This is a genomic window from Arsenophonus sp. ENCA (genome assembly GCF_002287155.1).
GTDB lineage: Bacteria > Pseudomonadota > Gammaproteobacteria > Enterobacterales > Enterobacteriaceae > Arsenophonus > Arsenophonus nilaparvatae.
On record NZ_NHNG01000211.1, the window covers coordinates 1 to 22,273 of the forward strand.

The 22,273-nt window shown below is 37.8% G+C and carries 19 protein-coding genes and 2 pseudogenes; 12 read left to right on the forward strand and 9 right to left on the reverse strand.

The genetic code is table 11. From position 1 onward, the window contains the following. From CBG25_RS21340 to hemC, 5 genes are all read right to left on the reverse strand, one after another. Window positions 1-122, reverse strand: a 122-nt coding sequence (locus CBG25_RS21340) for a helix-turn-helix domain-containing protein (protein ID WP_366212652.1), incomplete at its 3' end; no start/stop codon positions are given. A gap of 820 nt (window positions 123-942) precedes the next feature. Next, window positions 943-2,136, reverse strand: a complete 1,194-nt coding sequence (hemY, locus tag CBG25_RS05470) for a protoheme IX biogenesis protein HemY (RefSeq protein WP_290605147.1) — start codon at window positions 2,134-2,136, stop codon at window positions 943-945. Beyond that, entirely contained in the window at window positions 2,133-3,377 is a 1,245-nt protein-coding gene (gene hemX, locus CBG25_RS05475; protein ID WP_290605148.1) for a uroporphyrinogen-III C-methyltransferase, read from the reverse strand. Before hemX ends, hemY begins: the two co-directional genes overlap by 4 nt. Window positions 3,378-3,398: 21 nt before the next feature. Then, entirely contained in the window at window positions 3,399-4,136 is a 738-nt protein-coding gene (hemD, locus tag CBG25_RS05480) for a uroporphyrinogen-III synthase (protein WP_290605149.1), read from the reverse strand. Next, window positions 4,133-5,074 (reverse strand): hydroxymethylbilane synthase, encoded by a 942-nt coding sequence (gene hemC, locus CBG25_RS05485; RefSeq protein WP_290605151.1) that lies wholly within the window; start codon window positions 5,072-5,074, stop codon window positions 4,133-4,135. The genes hemD and hemC overlap by 4 nt, the downstream gene beginning before the upstream one ends. 555 nt (window positions 5,075-5,629) lie before the next feature. On the opposite strand from hemC, the gene CBG25_RS05490 reads away from it, so the two are divergent. Next, window positions 5,630-8,197: a class I adenylate cyclase gene (locus CBG25_RS05490; RefSeq protein ID WP_290605152.1), complete on the forward strand. Its 2,568-nt coding sequence runs from the start codon at window positions 5,630-5,632 to the stop codon at window positions 8,195-8,197. Between the two features lie 30 nt (window positions 8,198-8,227). Here the strand turns inward: CBG25_RS05490 and cyaY are convergent, their stop codons facing one another. After that, complete coding sequence (gene cyaY, locus CBG25_RS05495) at window positions 8,228-8,551, reverse strand: iron donor protein CyaY (protein ID WP_290605153.1); 324 nt, start codon at window positions 8,549-8,551, stop codon at window positions 8,228-8,230. A gap of 85 nt (window positions 8,552-8,636) precedes the next feature. On the opposite strand from cyaY, the gene CBG25_RS05500 reads away from it, so the two are divergent. The 7 genes from CBG25_RS05500 to corA all read left to right on the forward strand — a co-directional run bounded on the left by CBG25_RS05500 (window position 8,637) and on the right by corA (window position 15,305). Further along, complete coding sequence (locus CBG25_RS05500; RefSeq protein ID WP_290605154.1) at window positions 8,637-8,840, forward strand: lipoprotein; 204 nt, start codon at window positions 8,637-8,639, stop codon at window positions 8,838-8,840. Window positions 8,841-8,857: 17 nt separating this feature from the next. Further along, window positions 8,858-9,682 carry a diaminopimelate epimerase gene (gene dapF / locus CBG25_RS05505; RefSeq protein ID WP_290605155.1) on the forward strand — a complete coding sequence of 275 codons (825 nt, stop codon included), beginning with the start codon at window positions 8,858-8,860 and terminating at the stop codon, window positions 9,680-9,682. 28 nt (window positions 9,683-9,710) lie between these two features. After that, entirely contained in the window at window positions 9,711-10,415 is a 705-nt protein-coding gene (locus CBG25_RS05510; protein ID WP_290605156.1) for a DUF484 domain-containing protein, read from the forward strand. Beyond that, a complete protein-coding gene (gene xerC / locus CBG25_RS05515; protein WP_290605157.1) occupies window positions 10,412-11,326 on the forward strand; it encodes a tyrosine recombinase XerC in 915 nt (304 codons plus the stop codon). The genes CBG25_RS05510 and xerC overlap by 4 nt, the downstream gene beginning before the upstream one ends. Next, window positions 11,327-12,043: a 5-amino-6-(5-phospho-D-ribitylamino)uracil phosphatase YigB gene (gene yigB / locus CBG25_RS05520; RefSeq protein WP_290605158.1), complete on the forward strand. Its 717-nt coding sequence runs from the start codon at window positions 11,327-11,329 to the stop codon at window positions 12,041-12,043. Between the two features lie 55 nt (window positions 12,044-12,098). After that, window positions 12,099-14,270, forward strand: coding sequence for a DNA helicase II (uvrD, locus tag CBG25_RS05525; protein WP_290605159.1), 2,172 nt, complete (start codon window positions 12,099-12,101; stop codon window positions 14,268-14,270). An 84-nt stretch (window positions 14,271-14,354) separates the two neighbouring features. Then, window positions 14,355-15,305 (forward strand): magnesium/cobalt transporter CorA, encoded by a 951-nt coding sequence (gene corA / locus CBG25_RS05530; protein ID WP_290605161.1) that lies wholly within the window; start codon window positions 14,355-14,357, stop codon window positions 15,303-15,305. A 120-nt stretch (window positions 15,306-15,425) separates the two neighbouring features. Here corA and CBG25_RS05535 read toward each other — a convergent pair whose 3' ends face one another. Further along, entirely contained in the window at window positions 15,426-15,893 is a 468-nt protein-coding gene (locus CBG25_RS05535; RefSeq protein ID WP_290605163.1) for a thioesterase family protein, read from the reverse strand. A 262-nt stretch (window positions 15,894-16,155) separates the two neighbouring features. Here CBG25_RS05535 and recQ point away from each other — a divergent pair, with 262 nt between their 5' ends. The 4 genes and pseudogenes from recQ to CBG25_RS05555 all read left to right on the forward strand — a co-directional run bounded on the left by recQ (window position 16,156) and on the right by CBG25_RS05555 (window position 20,883). Then, window positions 16,156-17,982 (forward strand): ATP-dependent DNA helicase RecQ, encoded by a 1,827-nt coding sequence (gene recQ / locus CBG25_RS05540; RefSeq protein ID WP_290605165.1) that lies wholly within the window; start codon window positions 16,156-16,158, stop codon window positions 17,980-17,982. Between the two features lie 14 nt (window positions 17,983-17,996). Then, complete coding sequence (gene pldB, locus CBG25_RS05545) at window positions 17,997-18,992, forward strand: lysophospholipase L2 (RefSeq protein ID WP_290605170.1); 996 nt, start codon at window positions 17,997-17,999, stop codon at window positions 18,990-18,992. Window positions 18,993-19,009: 17 nt separating this feature from the next. Continuing rightward, window positions 19,010-19,806, forward strand: a pseudogene (gene yigL / locus CBG25_RS05550) (sugar/pyridoxal phosphate phosphatase YigL). A 294-nt stretch (window positions 19,807-20,100) separates the two neighbouring features. Continuing rightward, window positions 20,101-20,883, forward strand: coding sequence for a tetratricopeptide repeat protein (locus CBG25_RS05555; protein WP_290605167.1), 783 nt, complete (start codon window positions 20,101-20,103; stop codon window positions 20,881-20,883). A 140-nt stretch (window positions 20,884-21,023) separates the two neighbouring features. Here CBG25_RS05555 and CBG25_RS05560 read toward each other — a convergent pair. Continuing rightward, window positions 21,024-22,037: pseudogene (locus CBG25_RS05560) on the reverse strand (mechanosensitive ion channel domain-containing protein); the annotation flags it as partial. A gap of 53 nt (window positions 22,038-22,090) precedes the next feature. Continuing rightward, window positions 22,091-22,273 (reverse strand): transposase family protein (locus CBG25_RS05565; protein ID WP_366212660.1); only part of this gene is annotated, 183 nt, incomplete at its 5' end.

Genomic DNA, 22,273 nt, shown 5'->3' on the forward strand with positions numbered 1-22,273 from the left:
TCCCTGCTGACAGTTGAACGAGAAAGCCCCAATTCTCTAGCAATAGTGGCCTGAGTAACACCGTCAATTATTCGTTTTTCGATATAAAAACGCTCATGTAAGTTCAAATGTTTTCCCTTCATACAACAGTATCTCTTATGGGGTCATTACAGTAATTTTATCTATGTATGACCAAGGATTTACTTTGTTGCATTTCGTTTGGGAATTGGCGATCGACTTCCCCATTTTTATAGCGAAAAAATAGCATAATTGTATTTAAAATGTTGTTTTTTTTATCTATTTTTAAAAGTTTGTCGTGTTTTAACAACAAAGCTAGTAATTAATGTCTCAATATAGAGACATTTTATTTCATGAAAAATAAAGAAAAAATATAAATATTGCTATAACGTCTCTAATAAGAGACAGTTTTATAATGTGTATCGTGAATTGTGGCAATTAAAGTAAATAAAATTATTTTGTTAAAAGCAAACAATAGTTAATTGGTGAATATTTATTCAATGGTGGGCGCAAAAAGATTATCTTTGAGTAAAAAGTAATATTTGGCATGAATTATGCTCTAAGATAGAGTGTAGATGCTCATCTTGCTTCTTGTGATAGCTTTCAGCTTCATAAACTATTGGATGACGCAGAGCCAATTTGATGTGCCTATTGTCCACGTTATCGATGCGTAATATCCATCACCAACCGGACGCAATGTTGAGTGAGGCACAATCCGTCTGTAGACCTGATTGTATTTTGACACCTATCTTTTGATAGGTGTTTTTTTATTTTGTTAATTATTTAGCAAAGCTAAAATTTTATTCAACAGGTAATTACTAAATAGTATTATTGATGCTATTTGATCCAAATGTTTTACGTTAAAAATGTCAAATCAATCGATAAAGGTAAAAAAAGCCTCCATAAGTTAGAGGCGGGATCAAAACAATAGAGAAGAGAGAGTCATCAATTTTCATGCTTTAATGAAAAAAGTAAGCCATGTTGACGAATTTGTGCTGCCTCTTCCGCTTTATGTTGTTTATCTAAAGCATCAGCAAGCCAGGCAAAGTCGTGAGCATCAGGACGTTGTGCTAAAGCAGACTTAAAATATTTTTCCGCTTCTTGCCATTCGCCATGGTGTAATGCAAGTTGACCTAATGTACTATTTAGTAAGGGAGTGGCACCACCTGACTGTTTTATTAGATTGGTTAGGATTTTATTCATTGCTTTGCTATCGCTAATTTGTAAACGAGGAACCAGCAATAAAAGATGCTCATCATATTGCTGTTTTAAGCCTGTAATAATAATTTTTTCTGCGGCTTCACTATCGTCGCATTCAATAAGACGAGCAGCAACGATCGATTGTAGTACCGGATCATGACGTATTTTACGTCCTTGAGACTGCCACCAATCCTTTAAATTTTCGCTGCCACCTTCAGCCATATACTGATTAATCAAACCTTTATAGGCGTCTTTGCGTAATTTATCGATCTCTTCTGCACTATATAACTTTTCTTTTTGCATAATAGGTAAAAGTTCAATAAGCGCTTGATAAGCTCCTGAACGTTGATAGGCTTGTTCTGCCATTCTTAAGACTTCAGGGTGCCGCGGTGCCTGATCCAGTAATTTATCAACACCGTGACGTGCTGCATGAATTTTACCTTCAGCAAGTTGTATACGCACGCGTGTAATATCAACAGGAAGTTGATGGTTACCCGCGACTTCTGCTGCGCGCTCAAGATATTGATTGGTACGATACTCATCACCGCGTTGTTGAGCGGCTTCTGCTGCCAGCAGATAGTTAACAACCGGTTGTTCTGCATAGTCAGCATGACCTGTCAGTAGTTTTTCGACTTGTGAAAAATCACCTTCCGCTAATTTTAGTAATGCTTTTTGTGTTTGACTGTGCGCTTTATGATATTTACGGCCTTTTAGCCAATTATGGGTAAATGATGAGGTACCGCGAATACGACGATAGCACCAGCCAAGCAAACAAAAAATAAATTGTAAAATAATAAAATAGATGACTAAACCGGTTACACTGGTTTCAATATCGTAGTTGTTGGTTTGGATTAGTACATAACCTTGGTGCCCGGCGACAATGGGACCAATAATGATGCCAGCAATCAGTACAATAAAAAGGATCAGTACTTTTATCATGCAGTTCCCTCCTGGGCGGTTTCATTGCTAGGTTTTACCGCTTCTTCTGTTGGAGCATGGGGAACTATTTTTATGTCATGATTTGTTCTCTTTTCGTTGGTTGGTTGCGTTTTTTGTGGTTTCGGTGTTGGAGAAGAAGGAATTTGCCCTTGAATACGTTTTTGCAACGCTTTATCGAGTAGTAATAAACTTTTTAACTCGCTGGGAATATCCATTGTAATCGGTTGTTCAATTAGTCTATCGACTTCGGTAAGGAAGGCTTTTGTTGCCGCGTCGTTGGTATTAAAGTAAATTCGAATCCAGGTTGAAATTTGCTCTAAAGATTGTTTATAAATTTGCTCTTGATGACGAGGTACGGCTTGGGCGGCAATAAATAATTGTGCTCGAATATTGGCGCGTAGGTAAATATCCTGATTTGGTGCAAGTAAAGGCGTTTCATGAGAATCCCTACGACGAATGGTAATAAAATTTTTACTAAAACTTTTCCAACTTTGGCTAAGATTTTGTTTCCAATCAGCAATATTATTGGAAAGTTCCGTGCTATCCTCATCCATGGGGTTACCATCTGGAGCACTATCATTTATGCGTAAATTATCGATATCACTGCTTAGTTGATTAAGCTTTAAAATAATTCCGTCATAATCAATTTGGGTAATGGCTGATAGCCCACTGATATCATTATTAAGCGTTTTTCGGATCTCAATTAAATTAGGATCATTCATTTCTGCTAGACTTGCATCAGCACTTTTTAATAAGGCAATTGCAGTAACGGGATCATAGTCATTCCAAAGTTTCCGGCCAGCCATTTTGGCTAAGAAATCAGCTTGGGCTAGTAACCAGCGTTTCACATCTGTACTTGAAAGTGTTGTGATTTGTGCTTGTAATTCTTCGACGCGTTGTTCAAGTTGTTGCTCATATTCTTTCTTATCTAACTGGCTAATACGCTGGGATTCAACCAATTGGTTAATTTGCTGTTTTTCTGTTTTTTGTTGACGTAGTAATTCATTTATTTGTTGTTGTAATTCACTGCTTTCATTGACTATTTGTTGATGTTTTAGATGAAGATAATAATAGAAGCCACCACCGAGTATGATAATAAGAACGATAGTAATTATACTACCAAACAGACCAGAACGCTTTTGCCTATGGGGGTTACCATTTTTGGCGGTAGATTGCGTTACTGTTTTTGAGGCATTTGATGGGTTTTCATTCACCTCATTCGGTTTATTCTGTTCCGTCATAATTAATATCTCAATATCGGTTTACATTAATGCCTGAATTAAAGCATCATTATTAGCACTTTTGGCTACTTTGACTGATTGCCATCCTAATTGGTAAGCAGTACTGGCCAAACGTTCACTGACAATAATCAAGTGGCGAGAAAGCAACCAAGGTTTAACATCATCTGTAATTAAGTTAAATAATAAATGTAACATTTCGCCACTGGTAACAATAATTGTTTTAATATTTGCCTGCCGCCATTGCAACTGGAAAGTTTGTCGATCATATTTTATTGGTTGACGTTGATAACACTCACAATAATCAATATGACTTCCGCGCGATTTTAACGTTGCGGCGAGTAGTTCACGTCCACCGTTACCCCGCAATAACAAAGATTTTTTGCCTAATATTGATTGTAAATCAGGTAATTCAATTAATGTCTCACTAGTTTCACCAGCTTGAGATAGTTGAATAGGCAAATTAGTTAATCGGTGAAAAGTTGATGCTGTTGAGAGCCCTATACCATAATAGGATAGCGTATCAGGCCATTTTCGTCCTGATAAATAAAGTGCTGAATTAGCATGCCATACCGCATTTGGCGATAAGAAAAAAACCTGATCACCATTAGTTAGCCTGGCTAATTTAGTCGGCAGAAGGGCTAGTTCATTACCTGGCATAATTTCAATCAGTGGAGCATGAAATGCCATTTTTCCTAATGACCTAATACGTTGAACAAGTTTTTCACCGCTGGGGTTTGGTCTGGTGACCAATATACTCATCGAGAAAATGCTCCTGGCGAAATTTTGTTAAGAATTTGTTTGGCACCGTTATTGAGTAACTCCTCCGCAAGTTCAATACTCGCTTGTTGAGCGTCTTCAGGGGTAAAATATCTTTCTGCACGAATAATTTGACTACCATCGGGTGCACCAACTAGCGCTCTAAGCCAAATTTGTTTATTTTGCCAAATAGCATAACTACCTATTGGGACTTGGCAGCCACCTTCCAATCGATTGTTGACGGCTCGTTCTGCTTGAATACAGATAGCAGTATCATGATGATGTAATGACGCTAGAAAATGTTGTGTGTGATAGTCATCTAGACGGCATTCAATACCAATTGCGCCTTGCCCAACTGCTGGTAATGACTGCTCTGGTGGCAGTGGCATACGTATGCGTGTTTCTAAACTTAGACGTTTTAAGCCAGCTGCAGCAAAAATAATACCATCGTATTCACCATTATCTAATTTACTCAACCGTGTTCCGACATTACCACGCAGATCTCGAATAACCAAGTGGGGATAAGTATGACGTAGTTGGCATTGGCGGCGTAGGCTTGATGTTCCTATAATACTCCCAGCTGGAAGCTCATCAAGGGAATCGTACTGATTGGATACAAAAGCATCACGAGGATCTCCTCTCTGGCAAATAGCCATTAATCCTAAGTTATTAGGAAAAGTTGCGGGAATATCTTTTATAGAATGAACAGCAATATCAGCTCGGTTTTCTAGTAGTGCATTTTCTAATTCTTTGACAAAAAGTCCTTTGCCACCAATTTTAGCCAGGGGAGTATCAAGTAGGATATCACCTTGAGTACTCATGGGAATAAGTTCAATCGTTAGTGTTGGATGATGCTTTTCCAATTGTGTTTTTATGAAAATCGCTTGCCACATTGCTAATGGACTTTTCCTTGTTGCGATACGCAGTGTTTGTGTTGACATATTTTTATTTTTCTTAGGTAATTAGATTATGAGTGAATTATAAAGGAAAGGTAGACAGTTTTAACATTTTGGTAAGTTTTTTTCTAGTTGTAGCTGAACACTTAATAAATATAGCTAATACATAGTGCGATTTGTAAACAGAAAAAAGTGGCTTACAACAGCTGCAACGTGATTTTTTGTTATTGGATTAAAGCAAATAAATACATATTTAATTAATTTCTTTATATTTATCTGAATATTTATTACTGGAGGTAATTATAAAAGTTTGATAAGAAAATTTAATCAATTGTTTCCTTTTTTTATATAGATCATCTATTTGAAATTCTTAGAAACGAAAAAGATTTTTTAGGTAAAAAAATGGAAAGCATTTAGTGTGAAAAATAAACAGTTAATGTAGGTGTAATGTACTTTACCCTTTTGGTACAAAATGTTAAATTGATCACGTTTCTAGCAACCTATTCAAAAAGCTTATCGCTGTTATCGTTCCCCAATACCCAAGGAACCAATGGCTGAGTTAAGGTTATTTATTTTTTAAAGTTAATTCAGGCAAAACTTTTGTATCTTTATATTGAGACACTAAAGCAAAGATTGGATGCGATCAATCAATTACGACTGGAACGAGCATCATCTTCTATGAATGAAGCGTTCAAGCATGTATATGGATTGCTGCCAGTTTTATTAAATTATCATCATCCCATGTTACCTGGTTATATAGAAGGTAATGTACCTGCTGGTGTCTGTTTTTTTGCGCCTGATGCTCAGCAAATTAATTGGTTAAAGCAATTTGAGGCATATATTTTTTGTGAACTATCTTCACAACAAACCAATGGTGAATTACCTATTACAGGTATTTATTCCATGGGAAGTACATCATCAGTCGGGCAAAGTGATGTTTCTGATTTAGATATTTGGGTATGTCATCAATCATGGTTAGATCAAGAAGAAAGACAACTGTTACAAAAAAAATGTACATTAATTGAGCAATGGGCGTCCTCGCTTGGTATAGATGTTACTTTCTTTTTAATTGATGAAAATCGTTTTCGCCATCATACAAGTGGTAGTTTGAGCGACGAAGATTGCGGAACAACACAACATATATTGCTATTGGATGAATTTTATCGTACAGCGGTTCGTATGGCTGGGAAACGTTTGCTATGGATGATGGTACCCGCAGAAGAAGAAACCAATTATGATGAATATGTTTTATTTTTGTACGCGCGGGGAGTATTAACGCCAAATGAGTGGTTGGATTTAGGCGGCTTAGGTGAATTATCGGCTGAAGAATATTTTGGTGCTAGCTTGTGGCAATTGTATAAAAGTGTTGATTCTCCTTATAAAGCGGTGCTGAAAAGTATTTTACTGGAAGCTTATTCCTGGAATTATCCGCATGGTATGTTGCTGGCAATGGAATTTAAGAAACGTTTGCATGCCGGGGAAATTGTTTCTTATGGTCTGGATGCCTATTGTTTAATGTTAGAACGCGTTACCCGTTATTTAATGGAAATCGGTGATTTTAAACGCCTTGATTTGATTCGTCGCTGTTTTTACCTCAAAGTTTGTGAAAAATTGTCTGATGAAAATAGTACCTCGGTGAGTGGTAGTTGGCGCAGGCAGGTGTTATCACAGCTTGTTACTTCATGGGAGTGGAATACAGAGCGATTAAGCGTCCTCGACAAGCGAAATTATTGGAAAATAGCGCAGGTTCGAGATGCACATAATGAATTACTTGACACCATGATGCAAAGTTATCGTAATCTTATTCGCTTTGCCCGTCGTAATAATTTACGGATTAGTGCAAGCCCACAAGATATTGGTGTGTTGACACGGAAATTGTATGCCGCCTTTGAAGTATTACCCGGCAAAGTCACTTTAGTTAATCCGCAAATTTCACCAGATCTATCTGAAAGTCATCTCACTTTTATTTATGTTCCTGCTGGGCGCGCCAATCGCTGTGGTTGGTACTTATATAATAAGGCGCCAACTATTGATTCTATCATTGGACACCAACCTTTAGAATATAACCGTTATCTTAGTAAATTAGTGGCATGGACTTACTTCAATGGTTTATTGACAGAACAATCCCATATTTATATTCATAATGGTGGTTCACAATGTGATGAGAATAAATTACATCAATTTATTAATGATATAACCACAAATTTTCCTATTCGATTACTAGCACCTACACCAAAAGCTTTATATAGTCCCTGTGAAATTCGCCATTTAGCCATTATTGTTAATTTAGAGAAAGATCCGACAGCGGTGTTTTCTGATCAGATTATCCATTTTGATTTACGTAAATTAGACATATTGAGTTTTGGTGATCCACCGCAATGCTTAGTGAGCAGTATTGATCTACTGTATCGTAACTCTTGGAATGAGGTGAGAACACTCCATTTCTCCGGTGAGCAATCTATGTTGGAAGCATTAAAAACGATCCTGGGCAAAATGCATCAAGATGCTGAACTGCCAGATGTGGTTGAAGTTTTCTGCTATAGCCAACATATGAGAGGGTTGATCGGTACACGTGTTCAACAGCTGGTTTCAGAATGTATTGAATTACGTCTATCAAGCAGTTGTAATGACTCAGGGCGTTTCAAGGCACTACGTATTGCAGGTCAGACCTGGGGATTGTTTTTTGAGCGTTTGAATGTTTCAGTGCAGAAATTGGAAAATGCAGTCGAATTTTATGGTGCAATTTCTAATAATAAATTACATGGTTTGCCAGTAAAACTGGATATAAAAGAAACTTATCATTTACCTTTAGTTGTTGATCGTTATGCCAGTGAAGGGATTGTACAATTCTTCTTTGAGGATACAGAAGAAAATCATGGTTTTAATATCTATATTTTAGATGAAAAAAACCGGGTGGAAATTTATTCACACTGTGAAGGAAACAAAGAAGAACTTGTTAGGGATGTCAGCCGTTTTTACTCATCCTCACATTATCGTTCTACCTACCGTGCAAGTTTAGTTAATTTCAATTTACCGCAATTTTATCAGATAATAAAAGTGGAAGATAAAAATCAAGTCATTCCTTATTTATCAGGCTCATTTTCAAACTCACCGTTCAATGAGAATGTCTGTCGAGAAGAATCAGGTATTAGTTTTTATATACATTAATAATAAAGAATGATATTTGTTTTTTCGCAGTTAGAGATCAAATGAAAATGGTTCACCACTTTGTTCACTAATAGCATAGGCTAATATTTGGATAAAATTTTTATTACTGCGAGTACAATACCAATTGTCTATTTTATAGTTAAAGTGGTAACCACCTGACTGTGTAGCTAGCCATATTTGATGGAGTGGTTCTTGGCGGTTGATAATAATTTTACTATCATTTTCGAAGGTTATTGTCATAATACCGCCATGGGTTTCGCAATCGATATCATTATTACCATCATACTGATCAAGTTGTTCTTCTATTTTATTCATCACTTTATCAACCAGTTGATGAAATTCTGTGTCTGTCATCGTCAATTTCCTATTTGCTTTTCTACGCCTAACTGCGATTATAGATTATAAAGGATAATGATTTAAACATGCAGGCGTTAACATAATGAAAAAATTACTTTGGCTATTTATGACATCGGTATTTTTAACCTTACTTTCTGCTTGTGGTTTGAAAGGGCCACTCTATTTCCCAGCAAAAGCAACAGCGGAGCAAAAGACTGAAAGTACGATATCGTCTAAAGAGACAGAACATCAATCGATACAGACCGAAACATTGCAAAAATCGAGTAATGACAAAATAGCCAATTGATTAAGATGGAGTAGAAAATGCAATTCTCCAAAATGCATGGTTTGGGTAACGATTTTATGGTGGTAGATGCCGTTACTCAGAATGTTTATTTTTCTCCTGAACTTATTTGTCGTTTATCAGATCGACATAAGGGAATTGGATTTGATCAGCTTTTAGTTGTTGAAGCACCTTATGATCCCGATCTTGATTTTCATTATCGTATTTTTAATGCCGATGGTAGTGAAGTGGCTCAATGTGGTAATGGTGCCCGTTGTTTTGCTCGTTTTGTTCGCCTTAAAAAACTGACCAATAAACGCGATATCAAGGTAAGTACTCAATCTGGCAGGTTGACATTATCGGTAGCAGAAAATGAAGATGTTTGTGTCAATATGGGAATTCCTGAGTTTGAGCCAAATAAAGTACCATTTAAAGCGCAAAAAGCTGAGAAAACTTATATAATTAGAACTCAGCAACAAACAATATTATGTGGCGTGGTTTCTATCGGCAACCCTCATTGTGTATTACAGGTTGAAAATATTGACACGGCTGAAGTTGCTTTATTAGGGCCGATGCTTGAAAAGCATGAACGTTTTCCTGAGCGAGCTAATATAGGATTTATGCAGGTTATTGATCATGAACACATTCGATTACGTGTACATGAACGTGGTGTAGGAGAAACACAGGCTTGTGGAAGTGGTGCCTGTGCTGCTGTTGCTATCGGTATTCAGCAAGGTTTATTAAAAAAAAATGTCCGTGTTGATTTACCTGGTGGCATGCTAAAAATTCGTTGGAATGGATTGGGTCATCCACTGTTTATGACAGGCCCTGCGACACATGTTTATGATGGTGTTATTCATTTCTAAGTTTTGTTTGGTTAAGAGATCTTTTATTATGGATAAAAAAGAAGCAGCATTTGATCCTCAACCTCTGTTAGATGATCAGACAGTCGTAAAATATCTAAAAAGCAATCCTCATTTTTTTATTCGCAATGCAGCTGCTGTTGAACAGATACGGGTTCCTCATCCGGTTCATCATGCGGTTTCATTAGTTGAATGGTCGATGAAACGTCAACGAGTTTATATCCAAAATTTGGAACAGGATATGCAACTATTGGTTGAGCAGGTGCGCAATAATGAAATACTATTTAATCGACTGTTAAAATTGGTTATTCAGCTATCAACGGCAGATGATTTTGCCGATTTTCAGCAACGTTTATATGCCTGGTCAAGAAGTTTTGGTTTGAGTGGTGCTTATATTCGCTTGTTTAGTGATTGTTGGCAGCTAGGCATACCAATGGATGCGCAAAAAGTTATGATTTCTCGTCAGGCATTTGAGCCTGTTCGTATTCAGAGATTTGGTGAAAAAAATCATTATCTTGGTACGTTAAATAACCCAGAAATATTATTATTAATGCCAGACGCAAATCATGTCGGTTCGGTAGCTATTTCTTTATTAGGTCTTTATGGTAATTTAGGGATGGTGATCTTTAGTAGCCGCGATACTCAGCATTATCAAAAAGGGATGGGAACGACAATGCTTGACCACTTAGCCAAATTATTGCCCGATTTGCTATTACGCTGGGTAACTCGTGCATGAATTCAACACGGCAAAGCTTGCAGCAGCGAATTGACGACTTTTTGCATTACTTACGTGTAGAACGGCAGCTAAGCCCCGTGACGATTATTAATTATCAACGCCAATTAGTCATGTTAATGGACATGGCTATAAATATGAACATCAATGATTGGACGCAATTAGAAACATCACATGTTCGTATGATGGTTGCAAAATGTCGCCGACAAGGATCACAGGCAGCGACTCTCGCTTTGCGTCTTTCGTCATTAAGAAGTTTTTTAAATTGGTTAGTTGAACAGGGCATATTAACCGCTAATCCAGCCAAAACCGTTAGAACGCCGAAAAATAAACGCCATTTACCAAAAAATATCGATGTAGATGAAGTCAATCAGTTGTTAAATATTGATTTAGCAGATCCGCTATCTGTACGTGATAGAACCATGTTGGAAGTGATGTATGGCGCAGGATTGCGTTTATCGGAACTGGTTAATTTAAATTGCCAACATCTGGATTTACCTAATGGTGAAGTTTGGGTTATGGGAAAAGGTAGTAAAGAACGGAAGATACCATTAGGACGTATTGCGGTAGAATGGTTAATCCGTTGGCTTGAGATGCGCCAGCAATATGTTAAGCAAGACGAAGCTGTTTTTATCTCAATCCAAAGAGGAAAGCGTATTTCCGCTCGGAATGTACAAAAGCGTTTTGCATTATGGGGAATTCGTCAGAATGTTAGGAGTCATATTCATCCTCATAAACTTCGTCACTCTTTTGCCACTCATATCCTGGAATCAAGTGGCGATTTAAGGGCAGTCCAAGAGCTACTAGGACATGCTAATCTTTCTACCACTCAAGTTTATACTCACCTAGATTTTCAGCATTTAGCCAAGGTTTATGATGTGGCTCATCCAAGGGCAAAAAGGGAGAAACCTTGAATGCATGTTTATCGGCAATTAACTTCTATTGCAGCGATTACCTTTGATTTGGATGATACACTGTATGATAATCGCCCTGTTATTGCTAAAACTGAACAGGAATTATTAAATTTTATTCGTTGCTATGACGATCGCTTTAATAAACTTCAATTTGCCGATTTGAAAAACTATCAAACGTTAATTATTAATCAGTATCCTGAAATTTATCATGATGTTACACAGTGGCGTTGGTTAGCAGTTAAGGCGTTACTTTGTCAGTATGGTTACGATCGAGAAGGATCTGCTGGTGGTGCTGACGATATAATGGCACACTTTTCTTATTGGCGTAGTCAAATCGTAGTTCCAGACGTGACCCATAAAATCTTATCTACCTTAGCCGAAAAATTCCCACTAGCGGTTATTACTAATGGCAATGCAGATCCGTATGCTTGTGGATTAGGCGATTATTTTCAATTTGTTTTAAAAGCGGGGCCAGATGGACGCGCTAAACCGTTTAGTGATATGTATTATCTTGCCGCGCAGAAATTTAATATTGTAGTGGATAAAATTTTACATGTCGGTGATGATTTAACAACCGATATTCAAGGTGCTATACACAGTGGCATGCAAGCTTGTTGGATCAATACTAACAATAGCGACTTACTAGCCACCAATGAGAATGACATATTACCTCATATTGAGATCACCGGTTTATCTTCACTCATTGCGCTGATATAATCTTCTCATCTGGTTAAAAACACAGTAGTGATTTATTGACTGCTCTCTTAATTTAATGGTAACCATGAACGCCTCATATTTACTTGAAAACCTAAATAATAAGCAACGCGAAGCTGTTGTTGCTCCTCGAACGAATATGTTAATACTTGCTGGCGCAGGTAGTGGTAAAACACGGGTACTGGTTCATCGAATTGCCTGGTTACTGATGGTTGATAAGGTTTCGCCTTTCTCGATTATGGCGGTGACATTTACCAATAAAGCAGCGGCTGAAATGCGTCATCGTATTAATGCGTTATTAGGTAGCGATCAAGGCGGTATGTGGGTAGGAACTTTTCATGGCCTGGCGCATCGTCTATTGCGGGCTCACTATTTGGATGCCAATTTACCGCAAGATTTCCAAATCTTAGATAGTGATGATCAATATCGTTTATTGCGTAGAATTATCAAGGCCATCAATCTGGATGAGAGTAAGTGGCCACCACGTCAGGCTATGTGGTACATCAATGCAAAAAAAGATGAAGGCTTGCGGCCACAGCATATTGAAAGTTATGGCAATCCAACAGAGGCGACGTGGCTGCGAGTTTATCAGGCTTATCAGGAAGCGTGTGATCGGGCTGGATTAGTTGATTTTGCTGAATTTTTATTGCGTGCCCATGAAATGTGGCTGAAGAAACCGCATATACTACAACATTATCGTGAACGTTTTACCAATATTCTGGTTGATGAATTTCAAGATACCAACAGTATCCAGTATGCCTGGATACGTATTTTGGCCGGTGATACTGGCAAGGTGATGATTGTTGGTGATGATGATCAGTCAATTTATGGTTGGCGTGGTGCACAGGTAGAAAATATTCAACGTTTCTTGCAAGATTTTCCAGCGGCGGAAACTATTCGGCTAGAACAAAATTATCGTTCGACTAACAATATCTTGAAGTCGGCTAATGCACTGATTGCCAATAATAATAACCGTTTAGGAAAAAATCTCTGGACAGAAGGGGCTGATGGTGAACCTATTTCGCTTTATTGTGGCTTCAACGAGTTAGATGAAGCGCGTTATGTTGTTAGTCGCATTAAACAATGGCATGAGAAAGGTGGCGCTTTAAAGCAGTGCGCAATTCTTTATCGCAGCAATGCACAATCACGAGTGCTTGAAGAAGCCTTATTACAGTCTTCAATGCCTTATCGTATTTATGGTGGCCAACGTTTTTTTGAGCGGCAGGAAATTAAAGATGCGCTCTCTTATTTACGTTTGGTTGCTAACCGTAATGATGATGCATCATTTGAGCGAGTTGTTAATACACCAACTCGAGGTATCGGCGAACGAACTTTAGACACTGTTCGTCAGGCCGCGCGTGAAAAACAACTCACGCTTTGGGAAAGTTGTGAATATTTATTAGCTGAAAAAGTCCTTGGAGGTCGGGCGGCCGGGGCGATTGAACGGTTTCTTGAGCTAATTGATGCATTAGCTAAAGAAACGACGGATATGCCGTTACATGTTCAAACTGATCGCGTGATCCACGACTCAGGTCTGCGGTCGATGTACCAGCAAGAAAAAGGCGAAAAAGCGCAAGCGCGGATTGAAAACCTTGAGGAGTTAGTCACTGCTACTCGTCAATTTAGTTATCAAGAAGAAGATCAAGATTTAATGTCACTGCAAGCATTTTTGTCTCATGCTGCGTTGGAATCCGGTGAAGGGCAGGTGGAGTTACATCAAGATGCCGTTCAGTTAATGACGCTACATTCGGCAAAAGGTTTAGAATTTCCATTGGTTTTTATTGTTGGTATGGAAGAAGGTATGTTTCCAAGCCAAAGGAGTGCGGAAGAGAGCGGAGGGCTGGCAGAAGAAAGGCGATTGGCTTATGTTGGATTGACACGAGCGATGGAGAAATTGACGCTGACTTATGCGGAAAGCCGTCGATTATATGGTAAAGAAGTCTACCATCGTCCTTCGCGTTTTATTGCAGAATTACCGACTGAATGTATTGAAGAGGTCCGTTTGCGTGCAACGGTTTCTCGCCCTATTAGTCATCAGCGACTTGGTACCCCAATTAATCGAAATGATAGTGGCTATGCATTAGGCCAACGGGTTCGTCATCCTAAGTTTGGTGAAGGAACTATTATTAATTTGGAAGGGGATGGTGAGCGTTGCCGCTTGCAGATAGCTTTTCAGGGCGAAGGGATCAAATGGCTGGTTGCAGCTTATGCTAAATTAGAGTTGCAATAAAGAATGGTTGAAGTATGGGAGTTTTTGTTACTAATTAATTGGCTATTATTTTGCTATTTGGGGTTCTGAAGGAGGCGTCATAATATGCTGCTGGCATTTAAATTAGACAACCACCGTTTGTCTCGCTTTGAGCTTGATGAAGGTGAAAAACTAACCGATGCGGTATGGGTTGATTTAATGGAGCCTGATGAAAAAGAACGGCAAACAGTGCAAACTGAATTGAAACAATTATTAGTAACCCCATCTGAATTAACCGATATTGAAGCATCGGCTCGTTTTTTTGAGGATGAAGATGGTTTACATATTCATTCATTTTTTTATTATCAAGATAGTGATGAACATGTTAGTAATTCGACGGTTGCTTTCACTTTTCGTGATGGCCGTTTATATACCTTGCGGGAGTGTGATCTGCCGGCTTTTCGTTTGTATCGTATGCGTTCAAGAAGCCAAAAGCTGATCGATGCTAATGCTTATGAGTTATTTTTAGATTTATTTGAAACCAAAATTGAACAACTTGCTGATGTAATAGAAAATATTTATAGCGTATTGGAATCGTTAAGCCGGATTATTTTGGAAGGCAAACAAGGTGATGAACTCGATAGCGCACTTTCTAATTTAGCGGAACAAGAAGATATTGGCTGGAAAGTGCGGTTGTGTTTGATGGACAGTCAACGAGCATTAAATTTTTTGATCCGCCGAGCAAGATTGCCGGCAGGTCAATTAGAGCAAGCGAGATATATTTTACGTGATATTGAATCACTGCTACCTCATAATGAATCACTATTTCAAAAAGTAAATTTTCTTATGCAAGCGGCAATGGGTTTTATTAATATTGAGCAGAGTCGAATTATTAAAATTTTCTCCGTTGTTTCTGTAGTCTTTTTACCGCCAACGCTGGTGGCGTCCAGTTACGGTATGAATTTTGAATTTATGCCTGAATTAGGCTGGCGTTTTGGCTATCCGGCAGCAATTATATTGATGATTATTGCCGGGCTGGCACCTTATCTTTATTTTAAACGTAAGAATTGGCTCTGAATTTATCAGATAAATAAAGATAACTTGAGCAAAGTAGAAAGGCCAGCTTAATAATATAAGCTTCATATAACGTTTATTTAAAATAGATTTTTATTATGGTCTTAGCTTGGTTATTTTTATTTAACCTACCAAACAAGTGGCTATGCCTGTTGCGATATGTTTATTTTCGTTATTATGCAATTCGGCTCGGGCAACAGAAATCTTATTACCAGTGCGAATGATTTTTCCACTTGCAATAAATTTTTTACCACGACCTGGACGCAAGTAATTAATATTTAAATCGATGGTCGCAAAGGCTGATAAAGGGTCTTTGAGCGCTTCTTTTGACAATGAAGTTATTCGACTTAATGCATTACAAAAGCAAATTACACTGCTAGCAACATCTAACACTGCAGCAATTACGCCACCATGTAGGATTTGCTGTTCAAAGTTTCCTATCAATTGTGATTTGTTGTTAAAAATTAACTTGATCTGGGTGTTATCAAAGGATAATAACTCAAGACCTAATAATTGGTTGAATTGCATTTGAAGATATTTTCCAATTATAAGTTTCTGTGCATCGTCCAATGTAAGGGCGGGCGTATTCATAAATATTCTCTTAATTATTAGATATTATGTTAATCAACGATTGTTATTATGCAAAGGTTGGCAATTTTTCTATGATTATGCTTTATGAATAGGTAAAAATAAATGGTTATTTGGCATAATAAAGAGTGACTTTTTTTCTTCTAACCTCTTTATTTTATAGCGGAAATTAATAGGATGCTGTAATTCTTATCAGAGTCAGGTAGCATATATTTATTTACCGCTTTTTATCGAAATTGATTAGTCACGTTTATTAAGGATACCAGTGTCTACTGCGGAAATTATCAATATTACATCCCCGGCTCGGCAAGTGTTACAGCAGATTTTTGGTTATCAGCAATTTCGGCCAGGCCAAGAACAAATTATTAATACTATACTTACAAATCAAGATTGTTTGGTTGTCATGCCAACCGGCGGAGGAAAATCTCTCTGTTATCAAATACCCGCTTTAATTTTACCTGGCTTAACCATAGTGGTTTCTCCACTGATTTCATTAATGAAAGATCAAGTTGATCAGCTTTCTCAGTATGGTATTGACGCCAGTTATCTTAATTCAAGCCAAACTGGGCAACAGCAAAAGCAGGTAATTGAGCACTGTCGGCAAGGCAAAATAAAATTACTTTATATTGCTCCAGAGCGGTTGGTTATGGATAATTTTCTTGATCAATTGCCGAAATTAAATCCGGTTTTATTGGCTGTGGATGAAGCTCATTGTATTTCACAGTGGGGACATGATTTTCGCCCTGAATATCGAGCATTGGGGCAATTGCGGCGTCGTTTTCCACAGTTACCAGTTATTGCCTTAACGGCTACTGCCGATCAAACAACGCGTAATGATATTATTCACGGGCTTGAACTGTGTGAACCACTTGTCCATATCAGTAGCTTCGATCGACCTAATATTCGTTATACTTTAGTAGAAAAATACAAGCCTCTTGATCAGCTTTGGTTTTTTATTAAAGGACAAAAGGGTAACAGCGGTATTGTTTATTGCAATAGCCGTAGTAAAGCTGAAGAGACAGCTGAGCGATTGTATAAACGGGGTTTGAGTGCGGCGGCCTATCATGCGGGTCTTGATAATACACAACGCGCAAAAGTACAGGATGCTTTTCAAAAAGATGACTTGCAAGTGGTGGTTGCAACGGTGGCTTTTGGTATGGGAATTAATAAATCTAATGTCCGCTTTGTTGTCCATTTTGATATTGCCCGTAATATAGAATCTTATTATCAAGAAACCGGTAGAGCTGGACGCGATGGCTTAGCTGCCGAAGCCATTTTATTTTATGATCCCGCTGATTTATCTTGGTTGCGTCGTTGTTTGGCGGAAAAGCCTGCCGGACAATTACAAGAGATTGAGCGCCATAAACTAAATGCCATGAGTGCTTTTGCCGAGACACAAACTTGTCGCCGTCTAGTATTGTTAAATTATTTTGGTGAAAATCGGCAGCAACCTTGTGGTAACTGCGATATCTGTTTGGATCCACCGAAACGGTATGATGGTTTAATTGATGCTCAGAAAGTACTTTCTTGTATTTATCGGACAGGGCAGCGTTTTGGTATCGGCTATATTGTTGACATTTTGCGCGGCGCAAATCATCAACGTATACGTGAATTTGATCATGATAAGTTGCCAGTTTATGGCTTGGGTAAAGAACAGAGTCATGAGCATTGGGTGAGTGTATGTCGGCAACTTATTCATATGGGTTTAGTGAACCAAAATATTGCTCATTTTTCAGCATTACAATTGACAGAAGCAGCTAGGCCGATATTGCGCGGCGAGGTACCATTACAATTGGCTGTTGCTAGAGTTTTATCGAAAAAAAGCCGTAATCAGCAAAATAAAAACTACCAAGGCCATTATGATAAAAAATTATTTGCTAAATTACGTCAATTAAGAAAAGTGATTGCTAATGAAGAAAATATTCCACCTTTTGTGGTTTTTAACGATGCCACTTTAATAGAGATGGCGGAGCGATGTCCTGTCGGGCCGAATGAACTACTGCTGATTAATGGTGTAGGTCAAAGAAAATTAGCACGATTTGGTGAGGCATTTATGACATTGATTCGCGCTCATCTGGCAGGTATAGAATGAGTTTAGGAGTGATTATGACGCCTGACATGCTAAAAGCGAGTTGGCTGACACGTGAATCTCAGTTTTTAGCGTTTGCTAATGGTCCGCTTTTAGATTTTTGGAAGATGCATGATGAAGCAGAATTTATTGGCGTTGATAATATTCCTATTCGTTATGTAAAAATTTGTTCTGCTCAGCATGATAAAGCGATTGTTATTTTGCCCGGGCGTAGTGAAAGCTATGTAAAATATCCTGAAGTCGCTTATGATCTTTATCATCTTGGTTATGATATTTTTATCATAGATCATCGTGGACAAGGCCTTTCGGGAAGAATGTTGGCCGATCCGCAAAAGGGGCACGTCGAAAAATTTACTGATTATATTGATGATTTTGAATCTTTTATTTCTCTTGAGATCAAGTCACGACACTATTCACGTTGTTATGCACTCTCCCATTCAATGGGAGGGGCTATTCTTGCCGGTTATTTGCTGAGAGATAGTCTGACCTTTAATGCTGCGGTTTTATGTGCTCCAATGATAGGCATTAATTTACCGGTTTCACGTTGGTTGGCAAATTTTATCATTCAATGTGCTGAGGCGAGATCCAATACCCGTGATGATTATGCAGTATCAACCGGTAGATGGCAGCCATTACCCTTTATTATTAATGTGTTGACCCATAGTTATGAACGTTATCGGCGTTATTTACGTTATTATGCCGATTATCCTGAACTACGTCTTGGTGGTCCAACTTATCATTGGATTGGGGAGAGTCTGCAGTTTGGTGCTAGCTTAATTGAAAAAGCGGCAGAGATTGAGGTTCCGTTGATGGTATTAGAAGCGAGTGAAGATAAGGTCGTTAATAATCGGGATATTCAGAGATTTTGTGTCGCTCGGCAAAAAATGCAGATGGGAAGAGAGGAAAAGCTACCTTTAATTATCGAAGGGGCAGACCATGAAATATTATTTGAAAACGATGCATTACGAGCTATGGCACTTAATGCAATTTGTGATTTTTTTGTTCAACATTGATTAACCAAGGAAAAACAATGACGTATTCTGTTGTTGCTTCAGATTTAGATGGTACTTTACTGTCTCCTGACCACACTTTACCCCTTTATACAAAAGAAACGTTAAAATTATTAGCAGAAAAAATATTCATTTCATTTTTGCTACGGGTCGCCACTATATTGATGTTGATCAGATCCGTAATGGGTTAGGGATTAATGCTTATATGATCACATCTAATGGCGCTAGGGTACATAACACCAATGGAGAGCTGATTTTAACGCATAATCTTGATCCTGATATTGTTCATGAGCTCTGTTTAATGGAGTTTGATAATCCAAATATTCTGACCAACTACTATTCTAGCGATAATTGGTTAATTAATCGGGAGAGCCCGGAGCAAAAAGCATATTTTCAAGAGTCTGTTTTTCACTATCAACTTTTTGAGCGCGATAATTTTTCGACGACGGATGTGAGCAAAGTTTATTTTACTTGCGAAGATCATCAGCAGTTACTGCTATTGCAGGAACAAATAAGAAATCGTTGGAGTGATCGTGTCAACGTTAGTTTTTCATTACCATGTTGTCTAGAGGTTATGAATGGTAGTGTTTCCAAAGGAAATGCACTAAAGCAGGTAGCGGATTTATTAGGCTATACTTTGCAGGATTGTATCGCTTTTGGTGACGGAATGAATGATTATGAAATGTTAATCATGGCGGGAAAAGGCTGCATTATGAAAAACTCACATCAATTATTACGAGATAATTTACCTGATATGGAAATTATTGGTTCTAATGAAGAAGAAGCCGTTTCCTATTATTTACGTCAACTTTTATAGTGGTATTTAAATATTTAGCGTAGATAAAAACCATGTAAATTGAGGTTACGGGAGTTCACTTTAGAAAATAACAGAATAATTTATTATTAATTTGTTGTAGTGCTTCCGTTTTTAATTATATCAACAGGTTAATTAATAATGAATTTTCAAGATTTATTATAATTTATATTATGGAAAATAAATTGCTTAAATCTATTTTTGAGTTGTGATTTGTATAGTGTGAAATAAAGGGATACTAAGATTAGTATCTTAGTATAATTTTTGAAGCGTTAGTTATAAAAAGGAGCTGGCGATATGAGAAAATTAATTCTGGTATTTACGCTAGGAATAATAAGTTATGGTTCTTTAGTATCTGCTAATATAACAACTACAAAATCTAATAGAATAACGCAATTACAGCAATTAGCTGAACAAGGTAATGACAAAGCTCAGTATGAACTGGGGGAAAAATATTTCCGTGGACAAGGAATTTCTCAGGACTTCAAACAGGCTGTCGTTTGGTATTTGAAATCAGCTGAATTAGGTAATGCAGATGCGCAATTTAGACTCGCGACTATGTATGTTAATGGTTTTGGTGTTAGGCGTGATTATGATCGGGCAATAGAATGGTACCAAAGGGCAGCAATCCAGCAGCATGTTCGTGCGCAAAGCAATATGGCTACCATGTATGCTCATGGATTAGGTGTGAAACGAAATTTACCGGAAGCAGCATATTGGTATGAGCAAGCATCAAAAGGGGGTTATGCATTGGCACAGTTTAATTTGGGATTAATGTATAGTATTGGCAACGGTGTGATAAAAGATTATAAAAAAGCCGTCTATTGGTTTAAACACGCTGCAAAACAGGGGTATGCTAAAGCTCAGGATCGTTTAGGTGTCATGTATGCAGAGGGACATGGTGTTAATAAAGATAATAAAATGGCCTATGCATGGTTAGCTACCGCAGCTTGTAATGGTAATAAAGAAAGTCAAAAATTTCATGATAGGATCGGTAAATTGTTTTCTGATAAAGAAATGAAGGCAGCGCAGGCGTTAGCTGAACGTTATATTAAAAAGTACCCCACCCAAATTGATTAAAAATAAATTAACTGATAACTAGATTAAATCCGTTATATATTAAAATAATATTATATTTATGTTAAAAATAAATATGATATATTTTGTTTGATTTTTATACAATTTTATCTGTTATTTAAACGGCCAAAGTTGATTGTAATTTATAATTCTCCGGCTTTTCTTGCCGGCTTTCGCCCAGATGTATTTTTTGTTGCACTTCGTAATAGATTATTACTGGCAATATAAACTCGGGCTTGAAAGGGCGGAAATGGTAGCGTGATCCCATGTTGTGCAAAACCGATTAATATATTTTGATGAACTTCATGGCGGGCAGGCATTCTGTGCCCCATTTCTGCCGCATAAATACGTAATTCAAAGATTTGAATACCTTGTTGTAAATCAACTAGATATACTTCAGGTGCCGGGTTAGTTAAAATCATCGGCGTTTTCTCGGCGGCATTTAATAATATCTGACTGATCTCGGTACTATCTACATCAGCGGGCGCTGGAATGGTTAAAACAATACGAGTGATAGTATCGGATAACGACCAGTTAATAAATTGCTCGGTAATAAAGGCTTTATTAGGAACAATAATTTCTTTGCGATCCCAATCTGTTAAGGTTGTTGCTCTAGTATTGATTTTGGTAATACTGCCTGTTAAATCACGAATAGTGACGGTATCGCCTATCCGAATTGGTTTCTCAAATAAGATCATTAAGCCAGAAATGATATTGGCAAAGATTTCTTGTAGCCCAAAGCCAAGTCCAACATCCATCGCGGCAATTAACCATTGTAGTTTTGACCACTCAATACCAAGCATGGAAAACCCGACTAAGCTACCTATTAGCGCAATAGTATATTTAGTCAAGGTGGTGATTGCATAGCCAGTTCCTGGAGTTAAATCAAGGTGTTGTAACAGGGCGAGTTCCAACAATGCCGGCAAATTTCTAATTAGTTGTGCTGTAATTATAATAATAAGAATAGTAATAAATAGTGAGCTGAGGGTGATCGGTTGAATGGTATCTACACCATTTACCGTAGTAGTGATATTCCAAAGCCGGATATTTTCCAGAAAAGAGAATGCTGAGTGTGGCTCAGACCAAATTAAAATCAGTGAGACTAACGCTATCATGGTGAGAATAGAGCGCACAAGTCCCAAAGATTGTGCACTGATTAAGCGTGTTGCTTAATAGTGAAATAAGGGTGTTTCGGTGATTGAAGTAAATTTTACGCTGTTCTGAGATGGAAATTCCAAAGACCTGCGCTAAGGAGTAAGAAGGTATCATCAATAAAGGGTCTACGATTCCGTAAAATTTGGGTCATGCAACCGAGGCGCTTGATACCCGCGATGGCGTGTTCAACTGTAATACGGATGCCCGAGATTATTTTATTTTCTTGTTTTTGTTCAGG

Excerpts from the sequence above, each read along its gene's own strand:
- hemY (WP_290605147.1), bottom strand. The coding sequence starts at position 2,136 with ATGATAAAAGTACTGATCCTTTTTATTGTACTGATTGCTGGCATCATT.
- hemX (WP_290605148.1), bottom strand. The coding sequence starts at position 3,377 with ATGACGGAACAGAATAAACCGAATGAGGTGAATGAAAACCCATCAAAT.
- hemD (WP_290605149.1), bottom strand. The coding sequence starts at position 4,136 with ATGAGTATATTGGTCACCAGACCAAACCCCAGCGGTGAAAAACTTGTT.
- hemC (WP_290605151.1), bottom strand. The coding sequence starts at position 5,074 with ATGTCAACACAAACACTGCGTATCGCAACAAGGAAAAGTCCATTAGCA.
- cyaY (WP_290605153.1), bottom strand. The coding sequence starts at position 8,551 with ATGACAGACACAGAATTTCATCAACTGGTTGATAAAGTGATGAATAAA.
- CBG25_RS05500 (WP_290605154.1), top strand. The coding sequence starts at position 8,637 with ATGAAAAAATTACTTTGGCTATTTATGACATCGGTATTTTTAACCTTA.
- dapF (WP_290605155.1), top strand. The coding sequence starts at position 8,858 with ATGCAATTCTCCAAAATGCATGGTTTGGGTAACGATTTTATGGTGGTA.
- CBG25_RS05510 (WP_290605156.1), top strand. The coding sequence starts at position 9,711 with ATGGATAAAAAAGAAGCAGCATTTGATCCTCAACCTCTGTTAGATGAT.
- xerC (WP_290605157.1), top strand. The coding sequence starts at position 10,412 with ATGAATTCAACACGGCAAAGCTTGCAGCAGCGAATTGACGACTTTTTG.
- yigB (WP_290605158.1), top strand. The coding sequence starts at position 11,327 with ATGCATGTTTATCGGCAATTAACTTCTATTGCAGCGATTACCTTTGAT.
- uvrD (WP_290605159.1), top strand. The coding sequence starts at position 12,099 with ATGGTAACCATGAACGCCTCATATTTACTTGAAAACCTAAATAATAAG.
- corA (WP_290605161.1), top strand. The coding sequence starts at position 14,355 with ATGCTGCTGGCATTTAAATTAGACAACCACCGTTTGTCTCGCTTTGAG.
- CBG25_RS05535 (WP_290605163.1), bottom strand. The coding sequence starts at position 15,893 with ATGAATACGCCCGCCCTTACATTGGACGATGCACAGAAACTTATAATT.
- pldB (WP_290605170.1), top strand. The coding sequence starts at position 17,997 with ATGACGCCTGACATGCTAAAAGCGAGTTGGCTGACACGTGAATCTCAG.
- CBG25_RS05555 (WP_290605167.1), top strand. The coding sequence starts at position 20,101 with ATGAGAAAATTAATTCTGGTATTTACGCTAGGAATAATAAGTTATGGT.